At 70.6% G+C, this 26,809-nt stretch carries 11 protein-coding genes; 4 read left to right on the top strand and 7 right to left on the bottom strand.

Features of this window, described 5'->3' with window-relative positions; translation table 11 throughout:
• The first annotated feature begins 435 nt into the window (after window positions 1-435).
• Window positions 436-1,968: a class I adenylate-forming enzyme family protein gene (locus Bsp3421_RS02495; RefSeq protein ID WP_273995212.1), complete on the top strand. Its 1,533-nt coding sequence runs from the start codon at window positions 436-438 to the stop codon at window positions 1,966-1,968.
• Between the two features lie 16 nt (window positions 1,969-1,984).
• Here the strand turns inward: Bsp3421_RS02495 and Bsp3421_RS02490 are convergent, their stop codons facing one another.
• Window positions 1,985-2,887 (bottom strand): LysR family transcriptional regulator, encoded by a 903-nt coding sequence (locus tag Bsp3421_RS02490; RefSeq protein WP_273995210.1) that lies wholly within the window; start codon window positions 2,885-2,887, stop codon window positions 1,985-1,987.
• A gap of 360 nt (window positions 2,888-3,247) precedes the next feature.
• Here Bsp3421_RS02490 and Bsp3421_RS02485 point away from each other — a divergent pair, with 360 nt between their 5' ends.
• A complete protein-coding gene (locus tag Bsp3421_RS02485; RefSeq protein WP_273995208.1) occupies window positions 3,248-4,036 on the top strand; it encodes a citryl-CoA lyase in 789 nt (262 codons plus the stop codon).
• A gap of 5 nt (window positions 4,037-4,041) precedes the next feature.
• On the opposite strand, the gene Bsp3421_RS02480 is transcribed toward Bsp3421_RS02485, so the two are convergent.
• Genes Bsp3421_RS02480 through Bsp3421_RS02470 form a run of 3 tightly spaced genes read right to left on the bottom strand, consistent with a single transcriptional unit; the run spans window position 4,042 to window position 7,253 of the window.
• Window positions 4,042-5,664 carry a TRAP transporter large permease gene (locus Bsp3421_RS02480; protein ID WP_273995207.1) on the bottom strand — a complete coding sequence of 541 codons (1,623 nt, stop codon included), beginning with the start codon at window positions 5,662-5,664 and terminating at the stop codon, window positions 4,042-4,044.
• Entirely contained in the window at window positions 5,661-6,239 is a 579-nt protein-coding gene (locus Bsp3421_RS02475) for a TRAP transporter small permease (protein ID WP_273995205.1), read from the bottom strand. The genes Bsp3421_RS02480 and Bsp3421_RS02475 overlap by 4 nt, the downstream gene beginning before the upstream one ends.
• 18 nt (window positions 6,240-6,257) lie before the next feature.
• Window positions 6,258-7,253 carry a TRAP transporter substrate-binding protein gene (locus tag Bsp3421_RS02470; RefSeq protein ID WP_273995203.1) on the bottom strand — a complete coding sequence of 332 codons (996 nt, stop codon included), beginning with the start codon at window positions 7,251-7,253 and terminating at the stop codon, window positions 6,258-6,260.
• A gap of 113 nt (window positions 7,254-7,366) precedes the next feature.
• Between Bsp3421_RS02470 and Bsp3421_RS02465 the strand changes: the two genes are divergently transcribed.
• Window positions 7,367-9,352, top strand: a complete 1,986-nt coding sequence (locus Bsp3421_RS02465) for a PAS domain S-box protein (protein WP_273995201.1) — start codon at window positions 7,367-7,369, stop codon at window positions 9,350-9,352.
• Complete coding sequence (locus tag Bsp3421_RS02460; RefSeq protein ID WP_273995200.1) at window positions 9,334-9,957, top strand: response regulator transcription factor; 624 nt, start codon at window positions 9,334-9,336, stop codon at window positions 9,955-9,957. Before Bsp3421_RS02465 ends, Bsp3421_RS02460 begins: the two co-directional genes overlap by 19 nt.
• A gap of 66 nt (window positions 9,958-10,023) precedes the next feature.
• Here the strand turns inward: Bsp3421_RS02460 and Bsp3421_RS02455 are convergent, their stop codons facing one another.
• Genes Bsp3421_RS02455 through Bsp3421_RS02445 form a run of 3 tightly spaced genes read right to left on the bottom strand, consistent with a single transcriptional unit; the run spans window position 10,024 to window position 26,710 of the window.
• A complete protein-coding gene (locus tag Bsp3421_RS02455; protein WP_273995199.1) occupies window positions 10,024-10,758 on the bottom strand; it encodes a hypothetical protein in 735 nt (244 codons plus the stop codon).
• A complete protein-coding gene (locus Bsp3421_RS02450; RefSeq protein ID WP_273995198.1) occupies window positions 10,749-23,111 on the bottom strand; it encodes a LysM peptidoglycan-binding domain-containing protein in 12,363 nt (4,120 codons plus the stop codon). The genes Bsp3421_RS02455 and Bsp3421_RS02450 overlap by 10 nt, the downstream gene beginning before the upstream one ends.
• Entirely contained in the window at window positions 23,108-26,710 is a 3,603-nt protein-coding gene (locus Bsp3421_RS02445; RefSeq protein WP_273995197.1) for a hypothetical protein, read from the bottom strand. Before Bsp3421_RS02445 ends, Bsp3421_RS02450 begins: the two co-directional genes overlap by 4 nt.
• Window positions 26,711-26,809 lie beyond the last annotated feature (99 nt).

Raw genomic sequence — 26,809 nt, 5'->3', positions numbered from 1 at the left:
CGACTCCTGCCCCGCCCGGACAGCGTTCGTCGCGGTTCGACCCGCGTGGTGACAAATGCGCCCGACGTGCGGGCGGGGAGCACGCATTGATATCCCTGTCGGCGGTTGCCCGGGCGCGCGTGCAGCAGCCGATGGCGGCTTGAGAGACCGCCCGCGCACGCTCGGCGCCTGCCGCGGCGCGGCAACTAACGAACGCCGCCCGCATCCCGCTCGCCGACGCGCTGCTGAAGACGTCGACGGAATCCGATCCGCCCCGGATCAGGTGGATTCCGGCGCGGCCCGGCGCGCCGCGCGCATCACCGGCTCATCGCCGCTTCGACAATCCGGAATTCCCCCTTTCGCGAATACGAATTGCGCGCACCGGAGCGCTCCAAGACACTGGCCTGCGACGTGGCATCCCGCGCCGCGCCCGCACAGTACGAGGAGCCGCACGCGATGCCCCCCGATCGATACCTGCCGCGCCGAATCAGCGACATCCCCCATCACTGGGCGCGCCTGACGCCGGATCACGTCGCGCTGGTCGACGACGGCCAGACCCTGACCTTCGCGGACCTGTGGGCGCGCATCGAGCTGGCGAAAACCTACCTGCGCGACCGGCGCGTCGCGGTGGGCGACCGCGTGATGGTGGTCGCGGAGAACGACGTGGCGGTCGTCACGCTGCTGTTCGCGGCGTCGGCGCTGGGCGCATGGCCCGTGATCGTCAACGCGCGCCTGTCCGAGCGCGAGATCGACGCGATCCGCGCGCATTGCCGGCCGCGCCTGATGCTGTTTACGCACGCCGCGTCGCCCGACGCGCTGCGGCACGGCCTGCGCCATCACGCGCACGAACTCGCGCCGCCGGGCCTCGGTCCGCTGATGGCGGGCGGCGGCGGCGGCACAGCCGAGCCCGAGCCCGAGGATCTTGCGCGGGACGTCGCCGCGCTGATCTACACCTCGGGCACGACCGGGCAGGCGAAAGGCGTGATGGTGACGCATCGCGGGCTGCTGCATTTCGCGCGGGTGTCGGCGGAATCGCGTGCGCTCGGGCACGCCGACTGCGCCTATGCGGTCATGCCGCTGTCGCACGTGTTCGGCCTCGCGACCTTGCTGCTCGCGACCTTCCACGCCGGCGCGAGCCTGTACCTGAGCGCGCGTTTCCGGGCCGCGGACCTGTGCGCCGCGCTGGAACGCGACGCCATCTCGATCCTGCAGGGCGTGCCGACGCTGTTCGCGCGCCTGCTCGCCCACGTGCAGGCGCGCGGCACGGGGCTCCGCGCACCGCGCCTGCGCTATCTGTACACGGGCGGCGGTCCGCTCGATCCGACGCTCAAGCGGGACGTCGAGGCGCTGTTCGGCCTGCCCCTGCATCATGGCTACGGCATGACCGAATACGCGGGCTCGCTGTTCATCACGCGGATGGCGCGGCCGCGCAGCGACTGCGCGGCGGGCGAGATCGTCGACGGGGCGCAGCTGCGGATCGTCGGCCCCGATGGCGGGCCGGCGCGCGAGGGCGAACCGGGCGAGCTGTGGGTGCGCGGTCCGGGCGTGATGCGCGGCTACTATCGCGCGCCGGAGCTGAGCGCCGCCGTGCTGCATCCCGACGGCTGGCTCAACACAGGCGACATCGGCCGGCTCGGGCCCGACGGCGCATTGTTCATCGTCGGCCGCACCAAGGACCTGATCATCCGCTCCGGCTTCAAGGTCTATCCGCTCGAGGTCGAGGCGGTGCTCAACACGCATCCGTCCGTGCGTCTGTCGGCCGTGGTCGGTCGCGCGGCGGCGGACGGCAACGAGGACGTGATCGCGTTCGTCGAGCTGAAGGAAGGCGAGGGCTTCGAGGCCGAGGCGCTGCACGCCTATCTGGCGGCGCGCCTGTCGCCGTACAAGCGGCCCGGCCGCATCGTGCGCGTGAGCGCGATCCCGACCACGGCGAGCGGCAAGCTGCTCAAGCAGCCGCTGCGCGAGCGGCTCGCCGACGACATGGCGTGAGCGCCGCCGCTCGCGCTCAGTCCTGCCGGCCCGCGCCGTCCTCGATCAGCAGATCGACGAGCCTGCGCGCGAACAGCGGCAGCGCATCGCGCTGCGCGACGCAGATCTGCAGCTTGCGCTCGGCCCATGCGTCGTCGAGCGCGACGATGCGCAGCGCCATGCCGCGCGCATGGCGGCGCGCGGTACCCTCGGGCAGCACGCCGACGCCGACGTTCGCCTCGATCATGCGGCAGGCGGTCTCGAAGTTGCTGACCTGGATGCGCCAGCGCAGCGTGCGCTGCAGGTCGGCCGCCGCGCGCTTGAGGAAGGCGTGGATCGCGCTCGCCTCCGGCAGCCCGACGAAGTCGTAGTCGAGCGCCTCGGTGAAGGCGAGGCGCCGCCGCTCGGCGAGCGGATGGCTGAGCGCGCAGGCGAGCACCAGCCGTTCGCGCCGGTACGGCATCACGTCGAGGCCGTCGGTGCGCACGTCGCCGGCCACGATGCCGATGTCGACCACGCCGTCCTGCACCGCGCGGATGATGTCCGGGCTGAGCCGTTCCTGCATGTCGACCGTCACGTCCGGGTGGTTGACCAGGTAGTGACGCAGCACGGCGGGCAGGAATTCGCTCATGGCGGTGGTGTTCGCGAACACGCGCACGTGGCCTTTCACGCCGGACGCATATTCCTGCAGGTCCCCGGACAGCTGTTCGAGCTGCCGCAACACGCGGCGCGCGTGCGCGAGCAGCGTTGCGCCGGGCGCGGTGACGGTCACGCCCTGGCTCGTGCGGCTCAGCAGCTTGACCCCGACCTGTTCCTCGAGGTTCTTGATGCGCGTGCTGGCCGCGGGCAGCGACAGATGCGAGCGCTCGGCGCCGCGCGTCAGGCTGCGCGCTTCGGCGATATGGGTGAACAGATGCAGGTCGACCAGATCGAAACGCATGGCGGGATTCCTGGAGGTCTCCGGCGAGGACGGCCGGCGTGCGGCCCGGCTGTCCGTGGAGCAATACGGGCAAGGCCGGCCGTCGGCCGGCCCGATGCGCCGTTCATCTTACGCGCGCCGCGGCGACCGCGTTGCGATGGGGGGCGTCGCGGGTTAACGCGCGCCGAACGCCGGATTCGCGAGAGACAAATGGCCGGCGCGGCGAGGATGCGTCAAGCTCGTCGCACCCCGGCGTCGCGACGCGCGGGGCGGCGCGCAACCCGCGGCGGCGCAACGGTGGTTGCGCCGCCGGGAAGTGCGGCCGGGGAGCGCGGCCCGCCCGCGTGAGATCGCGTCGCGGCAATTCCAAGGAGGCATGGCATGGCCCGTCAACCGAAACCCGTGGTGCGTTCCGACATCGCGTTCAGCGAGCCGGACCGCATCGTCGTGCGCGGCAAGGATCTGCCGAACGAGGTGCTCGGCCACATGAACCTCGGCGATTTCGCGTTCCTGCAACTGACGGGCCGCGTGCCGACGCCCGCGCAGTCGACGGTGTTCAACGCGATCCTCGTGACGCTCGTCGAGCACGGCATGACACCCAGCGCGATCGTCGCGCGCATGACTTACGCCGGTGCGCCGGAATCGCTTCAGGCGGCGGTCGCCGCCGGGCTGTGCGGGCTGGGCTCGGTGTTCGTCGGCAGCATGGAGGGCGCGTGCCGGATGCTGTCCGAGGCGCTGCCGTATGGCGCGCGCTGCACGGATCCGGACGCGCTCGCGCGCGACACGGTCGCCGCCTGGCGCGCGCGCGGCGTCGCGCTGCCGGGCCTCGGCCATCCGCTGCACAAGCCGATCGATCCGCGTACGCCGCGCCTGTTCGAGATCGCCGCGCAAAACGGCCTGTCGGGCGGCTACGTGGACCTGATGCAACGGATCGGCGACGAGGCGGCGCGCGTGTCGGGCAAGGTGCTGCCCGTCAACGCGACGGGCGCGATCGGCGCGATCTGCTGCGAGTTCGGCTTTCCGTGGCGGATCGTGCGCGGCTTCGGCGTGATGGCGCGCGCGGTCGGCCTCGTCGGCCATCTCGCCGAGGAGGCCGAGCGGCCGATGGCGGTCGAGCTGTGGCGGCGCGTCGAGGACGAGGCGTCGGCCCACCTGCGCGGCGGCGCGTAGCGCGGTCATTTCAGCAGGTTGGGCAGCCACAGCGAGATGGCCGGCACATAGGTCACGAGCAGCAGGAAGCCGAGCATCGCGGCGAGCCAGGGCAGGACCGCGACCGTCAGCTCCGTGATGCCCATCCGCGTGATGCCGCTCGCCACGTACAGGTTGAGCCCGACGGGCGGGTGGCACATCCCGACTTCCATGTTCACGACCATCAGGATGCCGAAGTGGATCGGATCGATGCCGAGCTGATGGGCGACGGGGAACAGGATCGGCGCCATGATCAGCACGATCGACGACGGCTCCATCACGTTGCCCGCGAGCAGCAGCAGCACGTTCACGACCAGCAGGAAGCCGATCGGGCCGAGCCCCTGGCCGAGGATCCAGCCGGCCATCTGCTGCGGAATGCTCTCGGACGTCATCAGGAACGAGAACAGCACCGCGTTGGTGATGATGTAGAGCAGCATCGCGCTCATGCTCGCGGCGTCGAGCAGCACCTTCGGCACGCGCTTGAGCGGCAGGTCGCCGTACACGCAGGTCGACACCAGGAACGCATAGACGGCGCTCATCGCGGCGGCTTCGGTCGGCGTGAACACGCCCGAGTAGATGCCGCCCATCACGACCACGATCAGCAGCAGGCCCCACACGCTTTCCCAGTAGGTGGTCCAGACCCGCTGCGCCTCCGCGCGCAGCAGCCTGGGGTGCGTGAAGCGTCGGCCGACCCGGTAGGCGACGTAGAGCCACGCCAGCGCGAGCACGACGCCGATGATCCCGACGCCGGCCGCGAGGCCGGGTGCGGCGCGGCTCAGCACGAGATACAGCAGGCCGATCAGCACGGCGGGCGGCGCGATCGAGAACGCGAGGCACAGCAACAGACCCCACAGCGCATGGCCGGTGGCCGCGAGCGGGCCGTGGCCGTCGAATTCGCGGAAGCGCGGATAGCCGTGGCGGCGCGCGATGAACCAGGTCACGAAGCCGAGCAGCAGTGCGAGCAGGATGCCCGGCACGACGCCCGCGAGAAACAGGTCGCCGACCGAGGTGTTGGTGGACACCGAATACAGCACCATCACGATCGACGGCGGGATCAGGATGCCGAGCGACCCGGAGGTCGCGATCACGCCGGCGCCGAAGCGGTTCGGGAAGCCCTGCTGAACCATGGCCGGCAGCAGGATCGAGCCGATCGCCATCACGGTGGCGGGGCTCGATCCGGAGATCGCCGCGAACATCGCGCAGGCGAGCACGCCGGCGAGCCCGAGGCCGCCGTGCAGGTGGCCGACGATGCTGGTCGCGAACGCGATCATGCGTCGCGCGACGCCGCCGTGCGTGAGGAAGCCGCCCGCCAGGATGAAGAACGGGATCGCCATGATCTCGAAGTTCTCGATGCCGGTGAACAGCTTCAACGCGACCGATTCGATCGGCACGGCGGTCATCGTGAACAGGTAGGTGAGCACGGTGAGGCCGAGCGCGATCGACACCGGCATGCCCGTCAGCAGCAGCGCGATCAGCAGGCAGAAGATGAACGCGGGCTTGCCGAAGCCGAGCAGCAGCGCGACCAGGAGGACGGCGACCACGCCGAAGATGACGCGCGTGACGCGCGGATCGCCGACCGCGGGCGCGGCGAGCGGCTGACTGTGACTCATGGATGAACTCCTTGCGGAACCGGCGCGGCGGGAGCGGGCGCGTCCAGGCCCTCGACCTGCGCATGATCGTGTTTGGGCAGCATGCCGTCGCGCAGGAAGCGCCGCGCGACCTGCAGGAAGCGGAAGCACATCAGGTAGGAGCCGAGCGGCACGCACAGGAAGGCGATCCAGCGCGGCAGCTCGAGATCGGGGGAGACCTGGTCCGTGTGCGCGAGCGCCCAGACGAAACGCGCGCCGAGCGTGCCGATCACGCCCGTAAACAGCGCGCCCGCGAGCAGGCCGAACACGATGCACGCGCGCCGCGCGCCCGGCTGCAGGCGGTTGATCATCACGTCGACGCCGACGTGGATGCCGGTGCGCACGCCGTAGGCCGCGCCGAACTTGGCCATCCACACGAACAGGTAGATGCACAGTTCCTGCGCCCAGCTCAGGTCGAGCGCGAGCAGCCAGTCCTGCAGGTAGGGGACGCCGACGCCGGACGCATAGCGATGGATCACGGCGACGAAGATCACGAGCGTGGCCACGCCCATCAGCGTCGCGATCAGGGTTTCCTCGAGGCGGTCGAGCAGTTTCATGACGACGCTCCCCGGGCCTTACATCGACTGGCCGGTCGCGCGGTACACGTCGCGCACGAGATCGGGGCCGATCCGCTGCTCCTGGCCGCGATGCACCTTCGACAGCGCGCGGCGCCAGTCGGCCGTCTGCGCGGGCGTGAGCGAGATCAGCTCGGTCTTGCCGGTCGCCTTGATCTTGGCGAGCGCGTCGTCGTTCTCGCGCTTCGCGATCTCGTTCGCATAGCGCGTCGCATCGCGCATCGCGCCGTCGAGCGCGGTGCGCACGTCGTCGGGCAGGCCGCTCCAGAACTTGCGGTTGACGATCACCGCATAGCCGATATAGCCGTGGTTGGACAGCGTCACGTATTTCTGGACTTCGTTCATGCGCTGCGTGTACAGGTTCGACGGCGTGTTCTCCGTGCCGTCCACCACGCCCGTCTGCAGGCCCTGGTAGACCTCGGAGAACGCCATCACCTGCGGGATCGCGCTCAGCGCGCGGAACTGCGCGTCGAGCACCTTCGACGACTGGATCCGCATCTTGAGGCCGCGGAAGTCGGCCGGCTCGCGCAGCGGGCGGTTCGCGCTCATCACCTTGAAGCCGTTGTCCCAGTACGCGAGGCCCGTGATGCCCTTGGTTTCGAGCCGCGTCATCAGGCGCTTGCCGAGCGGGCCCTCGGTGACCTTGTGCAGCGCATCGTAGCCGTCGAACAGATAGGGCAGGTCGAACAGCTCGAATTCCTTCGCGCCGAGCGGGCCGAATTTCGCGAGCGACGGCGCGAGCATCTGGACCGACCCGAGTTGCAGCGCCTCGAGTTCCTCCTTATCCTTGTACAGCTGGCTGTTCGGGTAGACCTCCACCTTCACGCGCCCGTTCGTGCGCGTTTCAGCGAGCTTCTTGAAGTAATCGGCCGCCTTGCCTTTCGGCGTGTCGGCGGCCACGACGTGGCTGAACTTGATGACGATCGGTTGCTGGGCGGCCGCGGCGAGCGCAAAGGCGGACAAGCACAGCCCCGTGAAGACACGGCGCAGGTTCATTTCAGTCTCCTCCTGGTTGCTGCCTGTTGGCTTGGCAGGTGGCGCCCAGTCTCGGTTCTCGATGCATGGCGGGCAATACGTACATCCCACATTCGCGCGCGGCGCGCGGCGTCATGCCGGGCCCCTTCGCGCAGCCCCGGCGGCGCGTGCTGCTGACCTTCGCGGCGATCGCGCTGATCGTCGCGGGCGCGTTCGCGGCGCCGCTCGTCGCGGTGCGCTTCGAGCGCGAACAACGTCACGAACAGTTGATCTCGGACACGCTGTGGGCGCAGCAGGCGCTCGGCTTCGAGGCGCAGCGGCTCGTCGAGGCGATGCAGATCGTCGGCACGGATCTCGCCGCCGAGCCCGCCCCCGCGCTGTTCGCGCGGCGCGCGGCGGAATTGCTGCGGCGCAGCCCCGAGGTGCTGGCGCTGTGCCGGCTCGAACGCGTCTTCGAGGCGGTGCGGTGTTTTCCCGGCGGGGCGGCGCGGGCGGCGATGCCGCGTCCCGAGCTGGCCGAGACCTGGCGCGACACCGCCGAGCGCGCGACGCGGCTCGGCCGCCCGGCCGCGTCGCTCGTCGAGCCGCGCGCGGATCAGCCGCGGCTCGCGTTGCTCGTCGCGCCGACGCCCGGCGAGGACGGGCAGGCGATGGCCGCGGTCGTGTCGATCGAGCGTCTGCTGACGGCGACGCTGCCGTGGTGGTTCGCGCACGAGAACGCCGTCACGCTGACCGATCCGCGCGGCGAGCGGGTCGCCGTGCACGATCCGCGCGTGCGCGGGCGCGGCGTCTATACGCACCGGATCGAAGCGGGGTTCGCGGACCAGACGCTCTACCTGGAGGCGAACAGCACGCGCGGGCCGCCTTACCTGATCCCGAACCTGTTGAGCGGCGCCGTCGCCGCGTTGTCGCTGCTGCTCGCGGGGTCGGTGTGGCGCCTGTGGCGCGACCTGGTGCGGCGCGCGCACGCCGAATACGCGCTGCGCGAGCAGCAGGCGCTGCGTCAGGCGATGGAGGACTCGCTCGTGTCCGGGCTGCGCACGCGCGATCTCGACGGGCGCATCACCTACGTGAATGCGGCGTTCTGCGAGATGGTCGGTTATCGCGCCGACGAACTGATCGGCTGCGCGCCGCCGATGCCGTACTGGGCGCCGGAATTCTCCGAGCGCTCGGCGCAGCGCCACGCGCAGCTGCTCGCGGGCACGCTGCCGGGGCAGGCGCATGAGTCGGTGTTCCAGCATCGCGGCGGCGCGCGCGTGACCGTGCTGATCAACGAAGCGCCGCTGCGCGACGGCACGGGCCGGCAGGTGGGCTGGACCGCGTCGATCGTCGATATCGGCGAGCAGAAGCGCACGCAGGAACGGCAACGCGCGCAGAGCGAGCAGCTGCATCACATGGCGCGCGTGATGACGATGGGAGAGATGGCGTCGGCGCTCGCGCACGAGCTGAATCAGCCGCTCGCGGCGGCCAACAGCTACTGCACGGCGGCGTTGAACCTGATGGCGGCCGAGGCGGCGACGGACGAAGCCGGCGGCCCGCTCGACCTGCTGACCAAGGGCCGCCATCAGGTCGAGCGGGCCGGGCAGATCATCCGGCGCGTGCAGCAGTTCGTGCGCAAGACCGCGCCGTCGCTCGGGCCCGTCGCGCTCGATCCCGTGATCGCGGGCGTGCTGCCGCTCGTGCAGTTGCAGACGAGCCGCCTCGGCGAGCGCATCGATACCGTGCTCGACGCGGCGTTGCCGCCCGTGCTGGCCGATCGCGTGCTGCTCGAACAGGTGCTGCTGAATCTCACGCGCAACGCGTTCGACGCGATGGCGCATCTGCCCGCCGGCGAACGCATCGTGTCGATCCGCGCCGAACGGCGCGCGGCGGCGGACGAGCCGGCCGTCGTGCGGGTCAGCGTGCGGGATCGCGGGCAGGGGCTGCCGGACGACGCGCGCGACGCGCTGGAGCGGCCGTTCCTCACGACCAAGCCCGACGGGATGGGCATGGGCATCGCGGTGTGCCGCTCGGCGCTGGAGACGATGCATTCCCGCCTGCGTTACGCGCCGGACGGCGCGGGCACCTGTTTCTATTTCGATTTGCGGACGAGCGACGAGCCATGCGCAACCTCTACCTGATCGACGACGACGCGATCATTCGCGATGCGCTGGGCGCGCTGTTCCGTTCGCGCGGGCTCGCGGTGCGCGGTTTCGCCGACGCGGCCCTGTTCCTCGACAGCTGGCGCGACGAGGGGCTCGCCGCCGCGCCCGCGTGCCTGCTGATCGACGTGAGGATGCCCGGCATGAGCGGCTTCGAGCTGTTCGCGCAACTGCGCGACGCGGGCCTGGGCGCGCATCACGCGGTGGTGTTCCTGACCGGCCACGGCGATATCCCGATGGCGGTCGACGCCTTGCGCGCCGGCGCGTACGACTTCCTCGAGAAGCCGTTCTCCGACAACCGGCTGGTCGACCGCGTGGTCGCCGGGCTCGAATACGCGCAGGCGCAGGCGGGGCCGCCCGAGACGACGCCGGACCAGCGCCTGGCGAGCCTGACGCCGCGCGAGCGCGCGATCGCCGGGCAGATCGTGGCCGGCCGCACGAACCGCGAGATCGCCGATGCGCTGGGCATCAGCGTGCGGACGGTGGAGGTGCATCGGGCGCGCGTGTTCGAGAAGCTCGACGTGAAGAACGCGGTCGGGCTCGCGCAGCTGAGCGCGCGCGAGACGCCGGCTTCCTCGGCGTGATGCTTCGATTGCGGATATCGAGGGGGCGGCCGGGTCGACCCGGCCCGGAGCATGCCGCCGTGCGGCTCAGCGCGGCGCGACCGTGAAAGTCAGCAGCACCGCCGCGCTGGTAAGCGGCGCGCCCATGAAATACACCACCGTATAAAGGTTTCCCGCGGCCAGGGTCACGCCGTCGATCGACACGGTGTCGTCGGTCACGTCCTGCGCGATCCGCAGCCGCGCGAGCGGCGCCGGCGCGTTATACGGGCTCGCGCGTCCGCGCCACAGACCGATCCAGTTCTTCTCGGTGGCGGGACGATAGCCGGACAGCGTGTGGTAGCGAAGCGAGATCGTATTGGGCCCTGACGAGACGAGTTCGAGCGACACCGCGTCGACGATGCCCGTCGAGCCGTCGGGCGCGAGCAACGCCGATGCGCACGCATCGCTCACCGCGGGCCCGACGCCATATGCCACGGTATAGGGCAGGCGGCTGATCGATACGCCCGTGAGCACCACGCTTCCCATCTCGCCGTCGGTCGGGATGGCGAGCCGGGCGGCGGGCGCGGCCGTCCACGGCACGACGCTGTTCGGCCAGAGCGCCACGAAGTCGCCGTAGCGCCCGGGCTGGTTCCCCGGGAGCCCGGCGTAGTCGAGCGCGACCGTCGTGCCGGACGACTCCGTGATGACGACGGAACAGCGCGCAACCGTGGGCGCGCCGGGCGTCTGCCCGCCGGCGTGGCCGGCAAGCAGGAGCCCGAGGAGCGGCGGCGTCGCCCACCGGGCCCAGGCGGGCGCCCACGCGCGGCCTCGCGCTAGCGGCACGGCAGCGGCGGAGCCACCTGCCCGATCGGCAACTTCAGCCGGCGCAGCCGCAGCAGCGGCATCGGTTCGTCGGTGAGCGTCGACATCAGCGTCAGGTCCAGCCACAGCGTCCCGCCGTCTGCCGGCAGGTAAGCCGAGAACCACGCGCCGATCGCGTCCGCCCAGGCGCTCGTCATCCCGTCCGGCGCACCCGCGCCCGTTCCCGTCACCTTGCCCCTCAACGGCGCCTGCATCAGCACCGGCAGCACGATGGGTTCGAACGCGTCGTTCAGCGTGTAAGCGTAGGTCGCCTCGACCTGCACCGCGATCTGCGGCTGGGTGTCGTGCGGCAGCAGTGCGGCGAACAACGCGTCAAGGTGCGCCTGCAGGGGTCGCATCTCCGGCTTGCCGGTGGGCACCTTCGAGACGTCCACTTCGGCGGCGGCGTCGTTCGTCGGGTACAGCGGGTTCGCGAAACGAACCTCCGGCGTGGTGTAGACGAACGCATCGGCCGACGGCCTGCCGGGCACCAGTTCGCGGTTGCGTTCGACCCAGACGGTGGACCACGCATCCTGCCGCTCCAGGATGTCGAGCGCGGGGAGCCGCACGGTGCGCTCGGCGATGGCCTGCCCGTCGGCGGCCGTGAGGTACGCGCCGTCGGGCCCCGGGCCGGCCTTGCGTCGGTACACGTAATGGAAGCGGTCGGTCTCGCCGGCGGCCCCGTCGGTGGGCGTCCAGGGTTCGGCCGCGTAGCGCGCCGGATCGACCTCGACTACCGGCGCGCCCATCCCTTCGGGCACGGCGCCTGACAGCGACACCACCAGCGCGCGTTCGGTATCGCCCACCCGGGCCGAGCGTTCCTCGACGATGAACGCGTAGGTGAGCAGCGGGTCGCCCGCGCGCGCGCGCGGCTGCGGCGCGAAGCGCAGGCCGGGGCCGGCGGATTCGTGCGCGCCGCCCGCTGCCCGGACCAGGTCGTCGACGAGCCGGATGAACGACTGCAACGCCACGGCGGCATCGTCGATCTTCTGCTGGTCTTTGGCGGGCTCGACCGTCGCGTCGATGTCGGCGAGGAGGGTTTGCAGATCGCGGCTCACCTGGGGGAAGACGGTAACGAACTCGGCAAGCTGCGCGAATGCGTCGGGGAAGCCCGCCCGCAGCGCCGACCGCTTGCGCAGATTGAACTCGACCGTGCCGGACACGCTGTCTTGCGGGTAGTGGAACGGGAGCGAGTAGGTCAGCGCGTAGTCCCACCGCTTGAGGTCGGACAGCGCCGCCTCGTCGGGATCATGGGTGGGCGTGCCTTCCTGGGCGGTCATGCCGGGGCTTGCCGGGAACGCGCGCAGCACCATCGGCACGGCAAAGCCGCCGAGTTCGGCGGTGAGCGGTTGATCGGAATCGGGGGCGACAAAGCTGAGCCAGGTGGAGGCCTGATAGCCGTCGATGCCGGGAAGCGCGCCGATCTGATGCTCGATCTGGTCGCCCCGATAGGCCATGTCCAGTTCCACGTACGACACCAGTTCGCCGCCCGCGCCGCGCACCGATGCCGGCGCATTCAGCAGGTACGTCAGGTTGCGCGCGGGACCGGTTTGCAGCGTGAGTTTCGGCGCGCTGAAGGTGAGCGTCCTCGCCGGGAGATCCGCGGAACCCGTGGTGACGGTGCGGGTGAGCGGCGCACGGAGCGGCCGCTTCTGCGTATCCCGGAGCTTGCCGACGGTGACCGTCGTTTGCCCCGGCTGCACCGCCCGCGTCAGCGTCAGCGTGACGGTCGCGTCGGCGACCGCGGCCGACACCACGCCGATGCCGTCGCTCAGCGCGTAGTTGGCCGCATCGCCCGCGGCGGCGGGATCGAGCGGATCGCTGAACAGCAGGAGGACGGTGGCGAGCGTATCGATCGCGACGGTGGCGGCTTCGAACGTCGGCCCGAGCCGCACCACCGGCCCGAACAGGCGCGGCGGAAAATCGGCCCCGGCCCCGGCCACGTCGGCCGTGACGTTCGCGTGGAACTCCACGGCCGCGCGCGTCGTGTAAGCGGCCGACAACTGCACCAGCAGTTGCTGATAGAACGCTTCGCGCGCGGCGCTCGGATCGGCCTGCTCGCCCGCGAAGACGGGGATCATCCACAGCTTCGCGAGTCGCGCGAGGCTTTTCTTGCCCGCCAGGATTTTCCGCAGGTAGTCGTCGGACTTCAGTTCGCCGACGATCTGGATCGGCGCGGTGAAGGGCGGCGTGAGCACCTCGTCGACCGCCGCGAACAGTTGCGCGCACCACGTGTCCAGGTCCACGTCCGTGAAGTCGGCGCGCCGCGACGGCGTGGCGCTGATGCCCTTGCCGGTCGCGTAATCGTAGAGGGGCACGTCGGTACGGCTGATGAGCCGATTGCTCGCGGGTTGCGGGGCGAACACGGCCGGCTTGCCCGCATCGGTCACTGCGTACGAGATCGCCTGTCCGGCCGCGAGCCCGAGCCGCACGGCCCAGAGCGCGCCGCCGCCGCCCGTTGCGGGCGACGCGGTGCGGTCCACGCCGGTGGCGACCTTCAGCCGGAAGCGGCCGGCGGCCGACAGCGCCTGCTCGAACCCGGTGGCGAACGTGACGAGTCCCAGCGCGCCGCCGCCCGCGCCGATCGCATCCTGCAGCGGCGCGATCCGCGTGCTGGCGCTGCGTATGCCGTCGGTCGCCTCGAGGCCGGCCAGCACCGCGCCTCCGCTGCGCGCGAGCGTGAACGACGTCCACAGCGGGAACACCTGGGCCGGATTCAGGGCCGCGGGCGGCACGGCCAGATCGAGCGCGAGCGCCGCGGCGGGCGGCGCGCTGCCCGTCCCGAAGCGCGAACGGTCGAGCACGAACGCAAAGATGCTCGCCGCTCCGCCCGTACCGAACAGCCAGTTCGTCAGCCGGTCGACGTCGCCCGATGGAAGCGGCAGGCTGCCGGGCTGCCCGTCGGCGCCGGCAAGCAGTGTCGACTGAACGGAGAACGCGATCCTCGCCGGATCGGTCAACTGATAATAGAGCCGCGTGTAGACGTGCAGATCCTGCGCGGCGTTCTGCTGCACCGTGCTGGTGGACGTGGCGGGATGGTCGGGCCAGTCGAACGCGGCCTGCCCGCTGTAGCGCGTCTCGCCGTTCTTCGCCTTGACGTCGGTGACGACCAGCGTGTGACGCGTGTCCCGCGCGAGCGGCGAGACCGTGAGCGTGACGGTCTTGCCGTCGGCCCCGGGCACGGCGGCGATCACCGTCCCCTGCGCCAGCCGCCAGTGCGCGGGCTCGCTCGCCGAGGCGGCGTCGAGCGCATCGGTGAAGACGACGACGACGGTGGTGCCCGCGTTTGCCGTCGCCCGCAGGAGCCCCTGGTAGCGGCCCGGATCGAAGCCCAGCCCGATGCGCAGTCGCGGCGCGCCCGCCTCGCCGCCGGGCGTCACGCGCCAGCTGGCCGCGACCGACGGCCATTGCGAGAGCGCGATGAGCGGGTCGGTGTAGCCGGTGAGGAGCGGGGCGTCGTTGAGCGGCGGCGGGTCGCCGGCCTTCGGGTCCGACAGCCGCGTCGCGAGCACGTTGCCGTAGTAGTCCTGCCACGAGAACGAGACCTGCAGGATGCCGCCCACCCCGAGGTACGGGCTGTCCTTCGCCGGCGGCAGCCCGGCGCGGTCGAACGCCGGAACCTGCTTCGCGAACCGGGCATACGGCAGCGCCTGCCCGAAATTCCATGTCTCGACCTGTTCCACCGGCGTCGCGACGCGCATCTTGTCGTCGCCGTTGGCGGCCAGCGGCCGGGTCGTGGGGCCGGCCGGCAGGCCGGGCGGAAGACTGGCCCGGAAGTCGACGTTGCCGTGCACCTGCTGGTTGAGCAGGCTGAAATTGTTCAGCAGCAACGCGATGCCATAGGCGGACGAGGCGCCGTCCACCGGCGGCGGCGCGGGGCGCGACGCGGCGAGCGCCTGCACGCCGGGCTGCACGCTGGCGGTGCGCACGCGCGGCCCGCCCGGGATCGCGAGCGCCGCGCCGGCCGCAAACAGGCCCGCCGTCAGGCGGTTGTGCGCGCCGAGCGCCGCCACGGGTTCGCCGTACCAACCGGACACGTCGGCGAGCGACGCGGTGTGCGCGTGCGCACCGGCCGTGAGCATCAGATCCGGCACGCGGATCGCGGCCGGGTGCGGCAGCGGATCGGGCAGTCCGCCCCACCGCGGATTGGCCTGGTTCAGCATCGGCACGGTGATCCCGAAGCGCTGCGCCAGATCCCGCAGCGCGATGCCGCCCGGCGGCGCCTGATAGACGCCTTCGCTCACGCGCAGCGTCACGCCCGCGCGGAGCGCGGCGTGCGCGTTGGCCTCGGCGAGCTCGGCCGGATCGCAGAACCATTGCCGCGCCAGGTCCGCGAGCGTCTGCGCGCCGGCCGCGACCGTCGTCGGCACCGGCGCCGCTTCCGCGAACAGCACCGCGTTGCCGCCGTCGAAGCGGTCCGCCGTGGCGACCGCGTTCATGTAGCCGGCGACGCGATCCTGGTCGGACTCATGCGCGGGTTTCGCATACAGGACGACGAGCGTGAGCGCCGCTTCGCCGCGATCGTTGAACAGGTGATCCGGCAGTCCGCGCTGCGCGGCGCGATCGTAGTAGTACAGGAAGAAGCCGCCCGAACGGGTGATGCTGGCTTCCCACAGCAGCCGCACGAATTCGGACGGCGGATTGAGCAGCGTGAGTGCCGGCTGCGCCCGGGCCTGGTCGAGCAGGTCCGCCGTCGCGCGTGCCGCGCCCGGGCGTGTTTCGGTCGACAGGTTGGCCTGCGCGATGCCCAGGGTCACGCTGGCCGCGCCGTCCGTCTGCACGCCCGGGCCCGCGCCTGTCGCGCCGTCGGGCGCGTAGCCCACGCGCAACTGGCCGTAGGCGCCGTCGTTCGCCTGCAACTGGCTCAGCAGGCGCTCCAGCAGCACGATCGCCGCGCCTCCCGCGCCGATCACCTCGTAGGTGGCGGCCGACGCGGGACTCTCCGCCACCGGCGGGATGCGACGCACCGTGAAATCGATCGTCGACGCCCAGCCGTATGCGGCCACCGGGCGCGTATCGGTCGCGCCGGTGGCCTCGTCGTAGCGCGCCACCCGCAGCGCGAAGCGCGGATTCACCGCGCGCACGGCGGGGTCGGGTAGCGCCGCGAGCGCGTCCGGCAGACGCCACAGGCGCAGCGACTGCCCGCCGGCCGGCGGCGCGCCGTACGGCAGCGACGCCGGTTCCGCGCTGAGCCACGGCAACGCCGAGGTGAACGGATAGGTCGCGAGCGCCGCGTGGAACATCTCGCCCGCGCCGAGCGCGTCGAGCGGCACGTCGAGGCGGGTCCGCGCCGCCTGTTCGACCTGCGCGATGCGAACGGCGTCGGCGGAGCCGGGCGTCACGCTCAGGGTGAGGTGGTCGACCGGCGCATGCTGCGCATCGGCGAAGCGCAGCCACGCCGTATCGACGCCGTCGACACGGTCGAAGCGGGCGGCGAACGGATGGGTGTCGAGCGTGGGCAGCGGGATCTGCTGTCCCGTCAGCGCGTAGAGTCCGGCTTGCGGCGGGAGCGTCAGCTGGCCGTCGGGGCCGCGCACCCACATGCCGCGCGCTTGCGGCACGATGGACCAGGTCTTGCCGGCGTCGGTGCGGCCCGACGTGGGGAAGCGCATGCCATGCATCGTGTAGCTGCTCGCCATGCCCGACAGGTGTTGCAGCGCGCCCGTGCGTTGCGCTTCGGCCAGCAGTTCGCCGACCGGGAATTGCGGCAGATGCGGCAGATCCAGCGGCGCGTCGGCCGCGAACAGGCCCACGACGCCGCCGTTGGCGGACTGGTCCGCCAGCACGTCGAGCGTCGCGCCGAAACGCGCCGCCACCCCGGCGAGGGTGTCGCCCGGCCGGGTCGCGTACCGGAACGGCGGCAGGGCGAGCGAGGCGACGGGCGCGAGCAACCCGGTCTGCGTCAGCACGGCGCTCTTCGCCACCAGGTCCGCCAGCCTCACGCCGAGCGCGTTCGCGACGTCGCCGAGCGTGTCGCGCGGCTGGACCATGTAGGCCGTCTTGTCCGGGTACGCGACCTTGGCGCCGGCGAGCAGCACGCTGCGTCCCGCGTTCGCGAGGGCTAGGTCGATCGCGTTGAACGCGCCCGCGTAGACGGGCGCCGCCGCGACGGACGCGAACGTATCGGTCGCGAGCGCGGGGCGGGTCAGGAAGGGGAAGCGCACCTGCGCGCCGTCGGCCAGCAGGCCGTCGGCGGCCAGCACGCTCGAGCCGGCCAGCAGGTCGTTGAACGTGACCGCATAGTGCGCGGCGATGCCGACGAGCGTGTCGCTCGCGACCACCGTATAGGGCGCGTGCGGCGCGAACACGATCGTCGCGCCGCCGCGCAGCAGCGTCGGATCGGCCGCGTTGGCGCCGGCCAGCGCGCTGGCGGAAAAGGCATCGTCGAAGCGCGTGGCGAGCGCGGCGAAGCTCGTCCCCGTGCGGGCCGCGTCGACCGCGACCGTCACGCCAAGCGCCAGCGCCTTCCCCGCGGCGAGCGTGTGCTGCGGATTCGACGCGAAGACGTCGTGCAGGGTGTAGGCGCCGTCGAGCTGTCCCGTGCGGTTGACCCACTGCACGATCCCGTCCACCTGCTCGCTGCCGTTCAGCGGATATTTGTAGTCGCGCAGCGCCTCCTGCGCGGCCCTCACCATCTGGCGGGCCAGCAGCAGGAAGTAGTCGGCGAACATCCATCCCGCCATCGAGAGCGGCGCCTCCGCGGCGCGCATCCGGGGCCGCGCGCCGCCCGCCTTCTGCTCGCGCTCCACCTGCACGGCCAGTTGATCGAACCACGCGCGCAATTCGACGAGCGTGTCCGCGCCGAGCGCGTTATAGCTGCCCAGCGTGTACGACGCGCCCGGATAGTGCGCGCCGTACTCGGGAAGCGTCACGCGCAGCTGCGGCGGCGCGGGAAAGTACGCGGCATCCGCCGTCGCATCCCGATCGGTCGGCGGGATCCGCAGATTGAAGCGGAACTGCGTCGCCAGGAAGGCCTGCACCGCATCGAGCGGTATCGGCGCGGGCCGGTCGTCGGTGCTGACCAGGACGTCGCCGGCCAGCCAGTCGAGCACGGCGGCGGGCACCACGTACCGGTCGACTTCCGCCGCCGTCATGTCGCCGCGCGCCGCGGCGACCACCCAGCGCAGCACCATTTTTGCGAGCGCTTCGAACGAGGTGTCGGGCGCGCTGCCCGACGCCTTGCGTGCGCCCGCGTCGCCGTCCTGGCCGGCGGGCGGCGCGGCCTCGATCAGCAGCAACGCGACCCAGCAAGGCAGCTGGCTCGCCGGTGCGCCTTCGGGCGTCCACTCGTCGCGCGCCGCGGTCAGCCCGGGCGCCAGATAGCCCCACAGGTCCGTGACGGCGCCCGGCTGCAGGCGGCGCCAGTCGAGCGCGGCGCCGCCGAGCCGGACGGGCGGCGACAGCCGGCGCGCCACGGGCGCGCGCAGCATGCCGCGCGCGGACCGGCCGTCGTCGAGCCAGGGCGCGGTGCCGGCGTTCTCGATCGCGAAGGTTTCCTTGAGCCGCATCGAGAACGAAAACGACAGCGTGATCTTGAAGAGCCCCAGGTTGATGCGCACCTTGACCGCGACGTCGACCGACGCGATGACGGTGATCGTGATCGACACGTAGGATTCGTAGGTCAGCTGCAGCAGCAGCTTGACGGTGACGTTGACGTCGGCCTTGACGATGGCGAAGTCCACCGAGCCGTAGATCTTGCCGACGATGCCGACCGTGCCGCGCAGCCAGAAATAGTAGTCGCCCTGCAGCTGGGTGGACGGTTCGCGGCCGGCGTCGGTCAGCCGGTACGGGTTCCACTTGGCGAGCACGCCCTCCAGGATGCCGACGGCCGTGATGCTGAAACCGGCGGACAGGATGCCGTATTCGATCGATTTGCCGAAACCCACCTGCATGCCGAAGCCGAACACGAGCACCGGATTGAAGGTGCCGCGCGGTGAAACCGGCACGCGGTTCGTGCTCGCGCTGGAGAGCTTGCCGAAGTAGAAGCCGGCCGAGCCGATCACCGGGATGCCGGGCGGAATGATGGCCTCGATCGTGAAGGAGCGGGAGAAATTCTCGTTCCACGGAAAGCCGATGTCCGCCTGGAAATCGCCGTTGGTATAGATCGCGATCCCGAACGTGGGCAGGGTGATCGAGTACGCGCCGACGGTGAGATGGCGCATGCGGTCGGGGAGGGTGATCTCCGCCTGGTACACGCCGACCGCATCGCTCACCTGCCGGTACATGATCTGGAAGTCGAGGCCCTTGAACACCTTGGCTGCGGGGCCGTCGAGCGCCACCCGCAGCCCGTACAGATGCGGATCGTTGAACACGGCCTGCAGCGTCAGCGCATAGCCGGGCGCAGCGCCGTTGCCCGCGCCCGATTCGCCGGCATCGATCTTCAGCACGCCGAAGTGGGTGCCGATGAGCCAGGCGCTCTGCGGATCGAAGACCACGGGCGGCACTTCGCCGGGCCTGGGCAGGGGCAGCGTCTCCATGAGGGCGATGGCTTTCTGCACCGTGTCGGCCGCGGCAAAGCCGGGTAGCGTGATGTGCTGTCCCATCGCCAGCAGGCGCAGGTCGAGATACTTGTTGCCGTTCCCCGGCGGCGTGGGCGCCGTGCCCGGCTCGCTCGCGTCCCACGCGAGCGGTTCGTTCGGGTTCGACTGCCAGAAGAACGCGCCCTTGAGCGACACCCTCACGCCACGGTCATCCCCGGTGGACGCGTACTTCACGTCGATGCCGTCGATCCGCGCGAAGCCGAGGTCGATCGGCCCGAGCAGGACGGAGAACGCGACCGTGTTGCGGTTCTGATCATTCTTGTTGAACGTGTACTTGAGCGCGAGGCCCGACAGCGGCACCGCGTTCAGGAGATCCCACGGGGATTCGAGCCCGAACCTCGAGCCGGTCGCCCACGACACCATGGTTTCGATGAGCGAGCCGAGCGTCGTGCTTTCCGTGAAGCGGAGCGTGGCGGTCCAGTCCTGCGTGTCGGGGTCGGGACCGCGGACGATGCCTTCCAGCATGCCCCACGTGATGCCGTACTGCCTGACGCCGGGGCGGTAGTCGAACCAGACGGCGAGATCGATGTTGTGCCAGTTCCACTGGGTCTCGACCCGGCCGACATAGCCGCCCTTGGCGGAGGCGTCGGCCTGCGACGGGCTGAGGTAGCCCGCGCGCAGCGAGGCCGAGACGTTCAGGCCGGAAATGAACGGCACGGCCCAGGGCGACGCGGTGCGCCCGCTGATGAGGTAGGCGCGGCTGGCGGTGGGAATCAGGATGCTGAAGTCCGCGATTTCCAGCGACTGCGTGATCTTCCACTCGGCGGGAAGAAACTGGTTGAAGAGCACGGCCAGGTCGAAGGTCGTGCCTTGCTGCTGCAACGCGCCGAAGGTCCACGAGGTCTGCGGATCGTAGCTGGCGGAAACCGTCAGCAGGAACGGATGGTCGGCGCTCCCCAGCGCGATCTGCCCGGACAGGTTGCCCGTCACGCGCCCGGCGTTGCGGCTCGCGTTCAGCGTCAGGCTGCGGATCTCGATCGTCGGCCCCGGGAAGGTCAGCGTCCAGCCGACGTTCAGGTCGCAGCGCATCGTGTATTGGCCGGTGGCGGGCGTCACGCTCGCCTCGAACCCGGTGATCACCGGGATGCCCTGCGGGTCGAGCTTGACCCCGGGCAGGAAGATCGCCAGCAGGTCCGTCAGGCGGATCAGCCCGGATGCAAGCTGGCCGCGCAGCACCAACCCGGGGCCGTTCGCGCCCAGCGTCACCACGCCCGCATCGGGCCCGGAGCCGATCCGGAACGTTCCTTGAACCGACCAGTCGACGCGCCGCGCGGCCAGCGCGGCCGGGTCCTGCACGGTCACCTGCGCGCCGATGTCCTGCATCGTGAGCCCCGGGAGCAGGGACACGCTCTCCTGGGTCGTCGCGGTGATGCCCACGTACTGAATCTTGCCGGCGGCGGCATCGTAGGCGAGCTGCGCCGTGCTCACCCCGAATCCGGCGAGCGCGCCGAACGGCGCCGGCAGCGTGGCCAGCAGGTTCACGCCGCCGGCCATCTGGTAGAACTTCGCGATGCTGGGATAGGGGCGCGGGAAGTGTCCTTCCAGTTCCCAGATCGCGTCGCTGACCGGGAGCTTGAACGCCACCTCGACGCCGGCCGAGTCGAGCGTGCCGCCGACCGCGCCGACCGACGGCAGATCCGCGTCCGTCGTGTACAGCTCCACGAACGGGCGCGAGAAGCGCAGCCAGGGGAGTTCCGGCGGCGACCAGGCATCGTCGTGCGTGAAGCGGCCGTTCCCGACCACCGCGCCCTGCGGCGCGGTGAATGTGTAGACGGTCGCCATCCGAAAGCCGAGCGCGGCCGACGCGCCCCGCACCTCGATCGACACCAGGACGCCGTCGCCGTCGCGCTCCGGCGTGATGGTGCTGGCCTCGATCAGGAGCCGCTTCCCGGCGCCGAGCAGCTCCGTGTAGAAGCGGCGGAAGCTGCCGTCGGAAAACGCGCCGGGGACCAGATTCAGCGCCCCGTCCGCGCCGCGGTTGTCCTGGAGGCGCGCGAGCAGCGCTTCGAGTGCGGCGGAATCGTCCGTGACGGGGGCGTGTGGCCGCGCGTCGAGGGCGCGCGGCGGCATCGGTCCCGACGGCGCGGCGCAGGCGAGCGCCCGTTGCCGCGCGCGCGCCGCCGCCGGCTGCTGCTGGGACACGATGTATTGAAGAAACGCGGCGCCGTAGCGCAGCTTGTCGTTGTTGACGTCCCGGTAGAAATTCCGGATCGTGTCGAAATACCGCCGGTAGGGGCCGTCCGCGCCTTGTGCGGCGTAGTCCCTGATGTAGCCACCGACCTGTTCGGCCGGGTTCTCGGCGGCGCGCGCCGGCCACAGTTCCAGCGGCCAGTTGAGCTGGTTCGCGATGGCTTGAAGCTGGCTCGGCAGCAGCGGAACGAACACCCACGGCATCATCGGCGCGTCGGTGAGGACCTCGCGATACTCCGCGTAATTCACCACGGTGGACGGATACTGCACGCTCGTCGAAGCGGGACGCGCGACATGCAGATAGTTGCCGCCCAGGTTCAGCATGGTGTTGGCGGTATTCTGCCCCTCGAATACGGGAGGCAGGCTGGCGTTCTGCAGCAGGTAGTTGAAGAGCGGCTCGGGGATGCTGCCAAGCTGCACGAAGACGACGCGGTCCGGGGCCGCCGCCAGCCACGCCTGCCTGGCCCGGATATCCTCCAGCGTGGGGTTGATCAGCCACGCGAAGCGGCCGGCCGCACCGATGCCTTCGAGGTAGGCGCGGCGAAACGCATGGCCGCGCAGCTGTTGCTGCAGGTCGGCGCGCTCCTTGTCGGTCATCTTCCTGGTCGTGCTTTTGCCGAAGACTTCGACGATCTGTGTCTCGCCTCGCTCCAGTTGCTCCTGCCACCCCAGTTCCACGTCGGTCGGGCCGCCTTTGATCAGCCGGTCGAGCGCGTCGACCGCGGCGGCGTCGAAGGTGTCGCAACTCAGCACGAAGGCCGACGCGGCGCCGGGGCGCGGCAACGCCCCGGCGCGCTGCGACGCGAACACGGCGGTCACGACTTCGAACATCCGCGCTTGCGGCGGCGGGCTGAACTGCAGATTGCCGCTGGTGCGAATACTGTAGACCGGCATGAAGGCCAGCGCGTCCATCGCCGGTGCGGTCGTGAGCCATTGCACGATCTCCGCCGCCCGCTGCTTGGACGGGTCGCCCGCATAGACCGCCCAGTCCGGGACGGGGAACGGGGTGCGGACATAGTAGGCGCGCTGCCGGAAGCTCTGCATGCCGAGCACGCGCTCGTCGGTGAGCGTGATGGGCGAACGGGCGTCGCTCGCGAACTGGATCTGCTCCGAAGCGGGCCAGCGGTAGGGCTGCAGCCGGAGCAGGTAATCGACCCCGATCTTCCGGGCGTAGTTCGGCGAGATAGTCTTGCCCTCTTCGACGACGTCGTCCGCGCCGCCGGTGAAGCCCAGCTGGACCCGGTCGGCGGCGTGCTCGGTCCATTCGATCAGGTCCACCTGGGCATTGCCGACCCGTCCGCGCGGTGCGTTTCCGAGTTCGGGCAGAAGCATGTAAAGCTTCGCCAGCGTATCGTTCGCGCGATTGTAGTAAACCTCGATGAGGCCCGTGTATCCGAAGCCGGGGGGCGCGCCGACGAGCTGGCGCAGGATGCCCACGGTGGAGGTCTGGTGCCCCGAGCCGGGCGTCCCGTCCACCCACATGCGGATGGTCGTGTTGCCGTCGCCGTTCAGCAGCCGGGTGAAGGCCTCCACCGACTGCGCCATCTGGAAGTCCCAGCGGACATGCTGGCGCAGGTGGGTAAAAAGGTCGCCGAAAAGGGTCATGTCCGTTCGTGTTTCCCGGTGGGATTCAGTGAGGGGCGTGCGCGCAAGGCGCGCGCGGCCGCGGCGTCCTTCTCCTGCTCCTGCGGCTGCTGGTACATGGCGTACCAGCCCAGTCCCGACGCCTTGCCTTCGTTGTTCGGATTGCCGAACAGGTAGAAGCGGGTGGAACCGCTCGGCGGAATCTTGAGCAGTCCCATGAAGCGCAGCGCGATCTCGGTGAGCATCAGGAGGAACGCGTCCTTGCTGCGGTCGTAGGTCAATCGGATCTGGCCGATCGACAATCGCAGCACGTTCTGCAGGCTGATCACCTTGGCGCCGCCGCCGGTGCCGGGCAGGCGGATCCCCAGCATCGCGCGGTGAGCACCGGCGCCGGGGCTGTCCGGCGCCCAGGCGGTCAGCAGCCCCGCGGTCAGCCCGACCGTGCCCGCCAGATTTCCGGGCGTCCCCATGTTCAACTGATAGGACAGTCCATACCACGCGTTTCCGTCGACGCCGGCGAGGGGCGCGTCGGTGACCACGTTCAGGAAGCCGGCGGCGCCGGGCGAGGACTCGGCCGTCCCTTGCGTCAGCCCCTCCAGGCTCAGCGCGAAGTTCACGAACAGGCTGCCCGGACGCGGCGTGCTCGTCTGCATGTCGAAGCGCACCTCGGACGCCGAGAATTCGAGCGTCACGGCCGTCGGATCGGCGACCGGGAAGGTCATCAGCAGTCCGAGGTTCGCGTAGGCGAGCCCTTGCCGCAATTGACCGGGCTGCCCCGCCGGGCTGCCGAAGGAGAAGATGTCGAACGGCTCGTCCTTGCTCGCGCTGTCGCGGTTCGCCCGCACCACGGCGAAATCGAGAAAGCCGGACAACGCGAACCACGACGCGACCTTGCCGCTCGCGCCCGCGTCGCGCGTCGACATCTGCGCGCCGTCCAGCTCGATCTTGTTGAACAGCGGATGGGCGAAATGGAAGGTGCTGGTGGCCGTGGTGCCGAGGCTGTAGACCGCGCGGCCGCCATTGTCCTGGTAGCGTCCCCGCAGCACGACGGTGGCGTACGGATTGCCGCCGGCGCCCATGCCGGTGACCGGCATGCCCAGAAGCTGCCCCAGCGTCAGCTGCGCGTGGCTCTGGAAGCGCTGGACCGCGGTGTTCTCGAACAACGCCTTGAGCGTGAGGACGCGGAACTGATAGAGGTTGCCGGGCGCGGGCGGTATCGGCTGCGGCTGCGCGCCCGGGGGCGGCGCGACGTAGTCGGGGTCCACGTAATAGATCAGGCCGAACATCGAGCTGCTCGTCTCCAGCTCGATGGATTTCGCGGTGGGCCGGTTCGCCACCGGGCTGATCTCGATGCCGAGGTGATGCGCGTTGAAGCGGTCGCGCGCCTGCACGCCGGCCACGAGCCCGACCAGGTCGCGCGGGAGCTCGGCGATCTTCATCCGCAGGAACAGGATGCCCGTCCACGCCGGATTGCGTGCGATGGCGTTGAACTTCGCGAAGTACTCGGGCTCGGCCTGGTCGAGCGCGTCCTGGAAGTAGCGCTGCAGCCAGGACGAGAGCGCCGCCAGTTCGCCCGGGTTCGGCTCGCCGACGATCTCGCCGGGCGGCGGCGCGGGATTGGGCGCGCGGTCGGTCGGGGCGGCGAAGACGTCCTTCTGGGTCCACAGCGCGGGGTTGGCGACGAGGCTGCCCGCTGGATCGTCCGGATCCCACAGCGCGCCGCGCCGACCTTTCACGATCATCACGTCGGTGTAGTCGTCGTAGCGGTTGTTCTGCCCCACGTCGGCCTCGAACACCCAGTCGCCGACGTTGATCCGGTTCGAGAACGTCGACGGCGCATTACTCCGGCCGCTGCCGTCCGGGGAGAACGCGCCCAGAGACTTCGCGTTGGCCACCACCAGGAACAGGCTGCTGGTCGCGAAGGCCTGTTGAAGCGCCGCGCCGGGACGGCGGAAGCGCATCTGCAGCAGCGTGGACGACTGGTTCCGGGCGAGCAGGATCTGGTCCCAGCTGCCGTCCGCCTTGACGCTCACGAGCAAGCCGGCCGGCGTCGTCGTGTTGTAGCACGCCGCGTCCGCGGTGCCCGGCAGGTTCAGCGCATGCGCCTTGCTGGCGGCGCACTCAGGCTTCGCGCCGGCGATGCATTGCCGGCGCGCGGGGGAGAGCACCTCGCGCTCGAACTGCGCCATCTGGTCCGCGGAAAACGACGTGATGCCGTTGCCCGGCACGGCGCCCGAGTAGGGGACGATGGGAAACGGGTTCTCGGGCAGCATCACGGCGGGCGTCATCGGGCCGAACAGCGTCTGCTGCCGCAGCGGATGGATCAGCGTGTCGCGTCCATACAGCGCGGCCCCTCGGGGCTGCGCCACGTAGGCGGCCTTGCCCGTCGCGCCCGGACCGCGCACGACGGTCGCCCACGACGTGGTGTAGGTCCTATCCAGCAAGGGCGCGTTCACGTCCACGGGCGGGCCGACGGGCGAGATCTCCGTGAACGGATAGCGCGCGGCGTACGCGGGGGCGCGGGCGGTGAAGCGCAGGCGGTCGCCGGCGTGCGCGCCTTCGACGAACGGCATGAAAGACACGAACTCGGTGCCCTGCAGGCCGCAGATCAGATCGTGCGCGACGCCCGGCGCCGCGCCATCCGTGTGGAGGACGAAATCGCCTTCGGGCGCCAGTTGGAAATCGCGGTTGCCCTTGTCGTTGGGCGCGCCGCGATTGAACAGGAAGCGGGCCGCGTGCGGCTGCGCGTCGAGCGGCCCGGCGACCGGCGCGAGCGAGAGCCGCTGGCCGTGGGCGGTGGCGTAGTGCGACGCCAGCACCGTCGGGGCGCCGTTCTGGTTCTGTCCGGTAAACACCAGCACGCTCCGGTTTGCCTGGGCGGCGATCCTGTTCCACGGATCGCTCGGGTCGTACGAGACCGCGAAGCCCAGCATCTCGCCCGCGTCGGGCAGATAGCCGAACGCCAGGGGCAACCATTCGCCGAGCGCGGTGCGCACCGGATCGTCGTGGGGAATCTGAAACTGGAAGCCCCAGTTCCAGCCGTCGTGCAGGAACTGCCGTTGCAGGAACACGGTAAAGCCGAGGCAGCCTCGCGCCGCGCCGGACAGCGGCAGGCTGCCCGCGGCCACCTGGCTCGCCTGGGTGACGCCGGGCGCCGATGCGCCGCTGAAGAAAATACCGTTCGCGCTGCCCAGTTGCAGCGTGTCGCCGTCCAGCGTCAGCGTCACGCCGGCGCGCACGCTGAGCGTCAACGTGTCGGCGATGGGCGCGTCGAGTCGGTTCGAGACGTAGGCGCCGTTGTCGGAGATGCCCATCAGCGCCGTGCCGGCGGGCGTCGGCGCGTCAGGCTGGGTGAGCCACAGGAATCCTCGATCGGCCGGCGAGCGCGCGATGATCGTGTCCACCGCGCCGATGAAGGCGTCGAGTGCGGCGGCGGCGAGGTCGGGCGGGCTGGCCGAGAAGAGGAAAGAGCCCGGCCGTTGCGTCAGCGCGGGTTCGAGGTCGATGCCCGGCACGGCCGGTAGGGCGGCGGGAAGCAGATAGGCCAGCCAGCCGGTCTCGGTCGATGCCTTGGCGGCGATATACAGCCGGCTTTCCTGGTACTGCGTGAAAAAGCTCATCCTTCCGCTCCCGACGGCAGATCCAGCGTTGAATTCGGGTTCCGGGAGGGCGAGGGGGTCTCCTCGGAGTCGATCGATGCGGGGAAGGGCGTCCGGGCC

The sequence above is a fragment of the Burkholderia sp. FERM BP-3421 genome (assembly GCF_028657905.1).
Taxonomy (GTDB): Bacteria; Pseudomonadota; Gammaproteobacteria; order Burkholderiales; family Burkholderiaceae; genus Burkholderia.
Note: the sequence above shows the minus strand (reverse complement) of the source record. Positions and strands in the feature narration are given on the sequence as shown.

What these genes read in the sequence shown, in the direction of transcription:
- Bsp3421_RS02490 (WP_273995210.1), bottom strand. Translation starts at nt 2,887, where the DNA reads ATGCGTTTCGATCTGGTCGACCTGCATCTGTTCACCCATATCGCCGAA.
- Bsp3421_RS02465 (WP_273995201.1), top strand. Translation starts at nt 7,367, where the DNA reads ATGCCGGGCCCCTTCGCGCAGCCCCGGCGGCGCGTGCTGCTGACCTTC.
- Bsp3421_RS02485 (WP_273995208.1), top strand. Translation starts at nt 3,248, where the DNA reads ATGGCCCGTCAACCGAAACCCGTGGTGCGTTCCGACATCGCGTTCAGC.
- Bsp3421_RS02450 (WP_273995198.1), bottom strand. Translation starts at nt 23,111, where the DNA reads ATGACCCTTTTCGGCGACCTTTTTACCCACCTGCGCCAGCATGTCCGC.
- Bsp3421_RS02445 (WP_273995197.1), bottom strand. Translation starts at nt 26,710, where the DNA reads ATGAGCTTTTTCACGCAGTACCAGGAAAGCCGGCTGTATATCGCCGCC.
- Bsp3421_RS02495 (WP_273995212.1), top strand. Translation starts at nt 436, where the DNA reads ATGCCCCCCGATCGATACCTGCCGCGCCGAATCAGCGACATCCCCCAT.
- Bsp3421_RS02480 (WP_273995207.1), bottom strand. Translation starts at nt 5,664, where the DNA reads ATGAGTCACAGTCAGCCGCTCGCCGCGCCCGCGGTCGGCGATCCGCGC.
- Bsp3421_RS02470 (WP_273995203.1), bottom strand. Translation starts at nt 7,253, where the DNA reads ATGAACCTGCGCCGTGTCTTCACGGGGCTGTGCTTGTCCGCCTTTGCG.
- Bsp3421_RS02460 (WP_273995200.1), top strand. Translation starts at nt 9,334, where the DNA reads ATGCGCAACCTCTACCTGATCGACGACGACGCGATCATTCGCGATGCG.
- Bsp3421_RS02475 (WP_273995205.1), bottom strand. Translation starts at nt 6,239, where the DNA reads ATGAAACTGCTCGACCGCCTCGAGGAAACCCTGATCGCGACGCTGATG.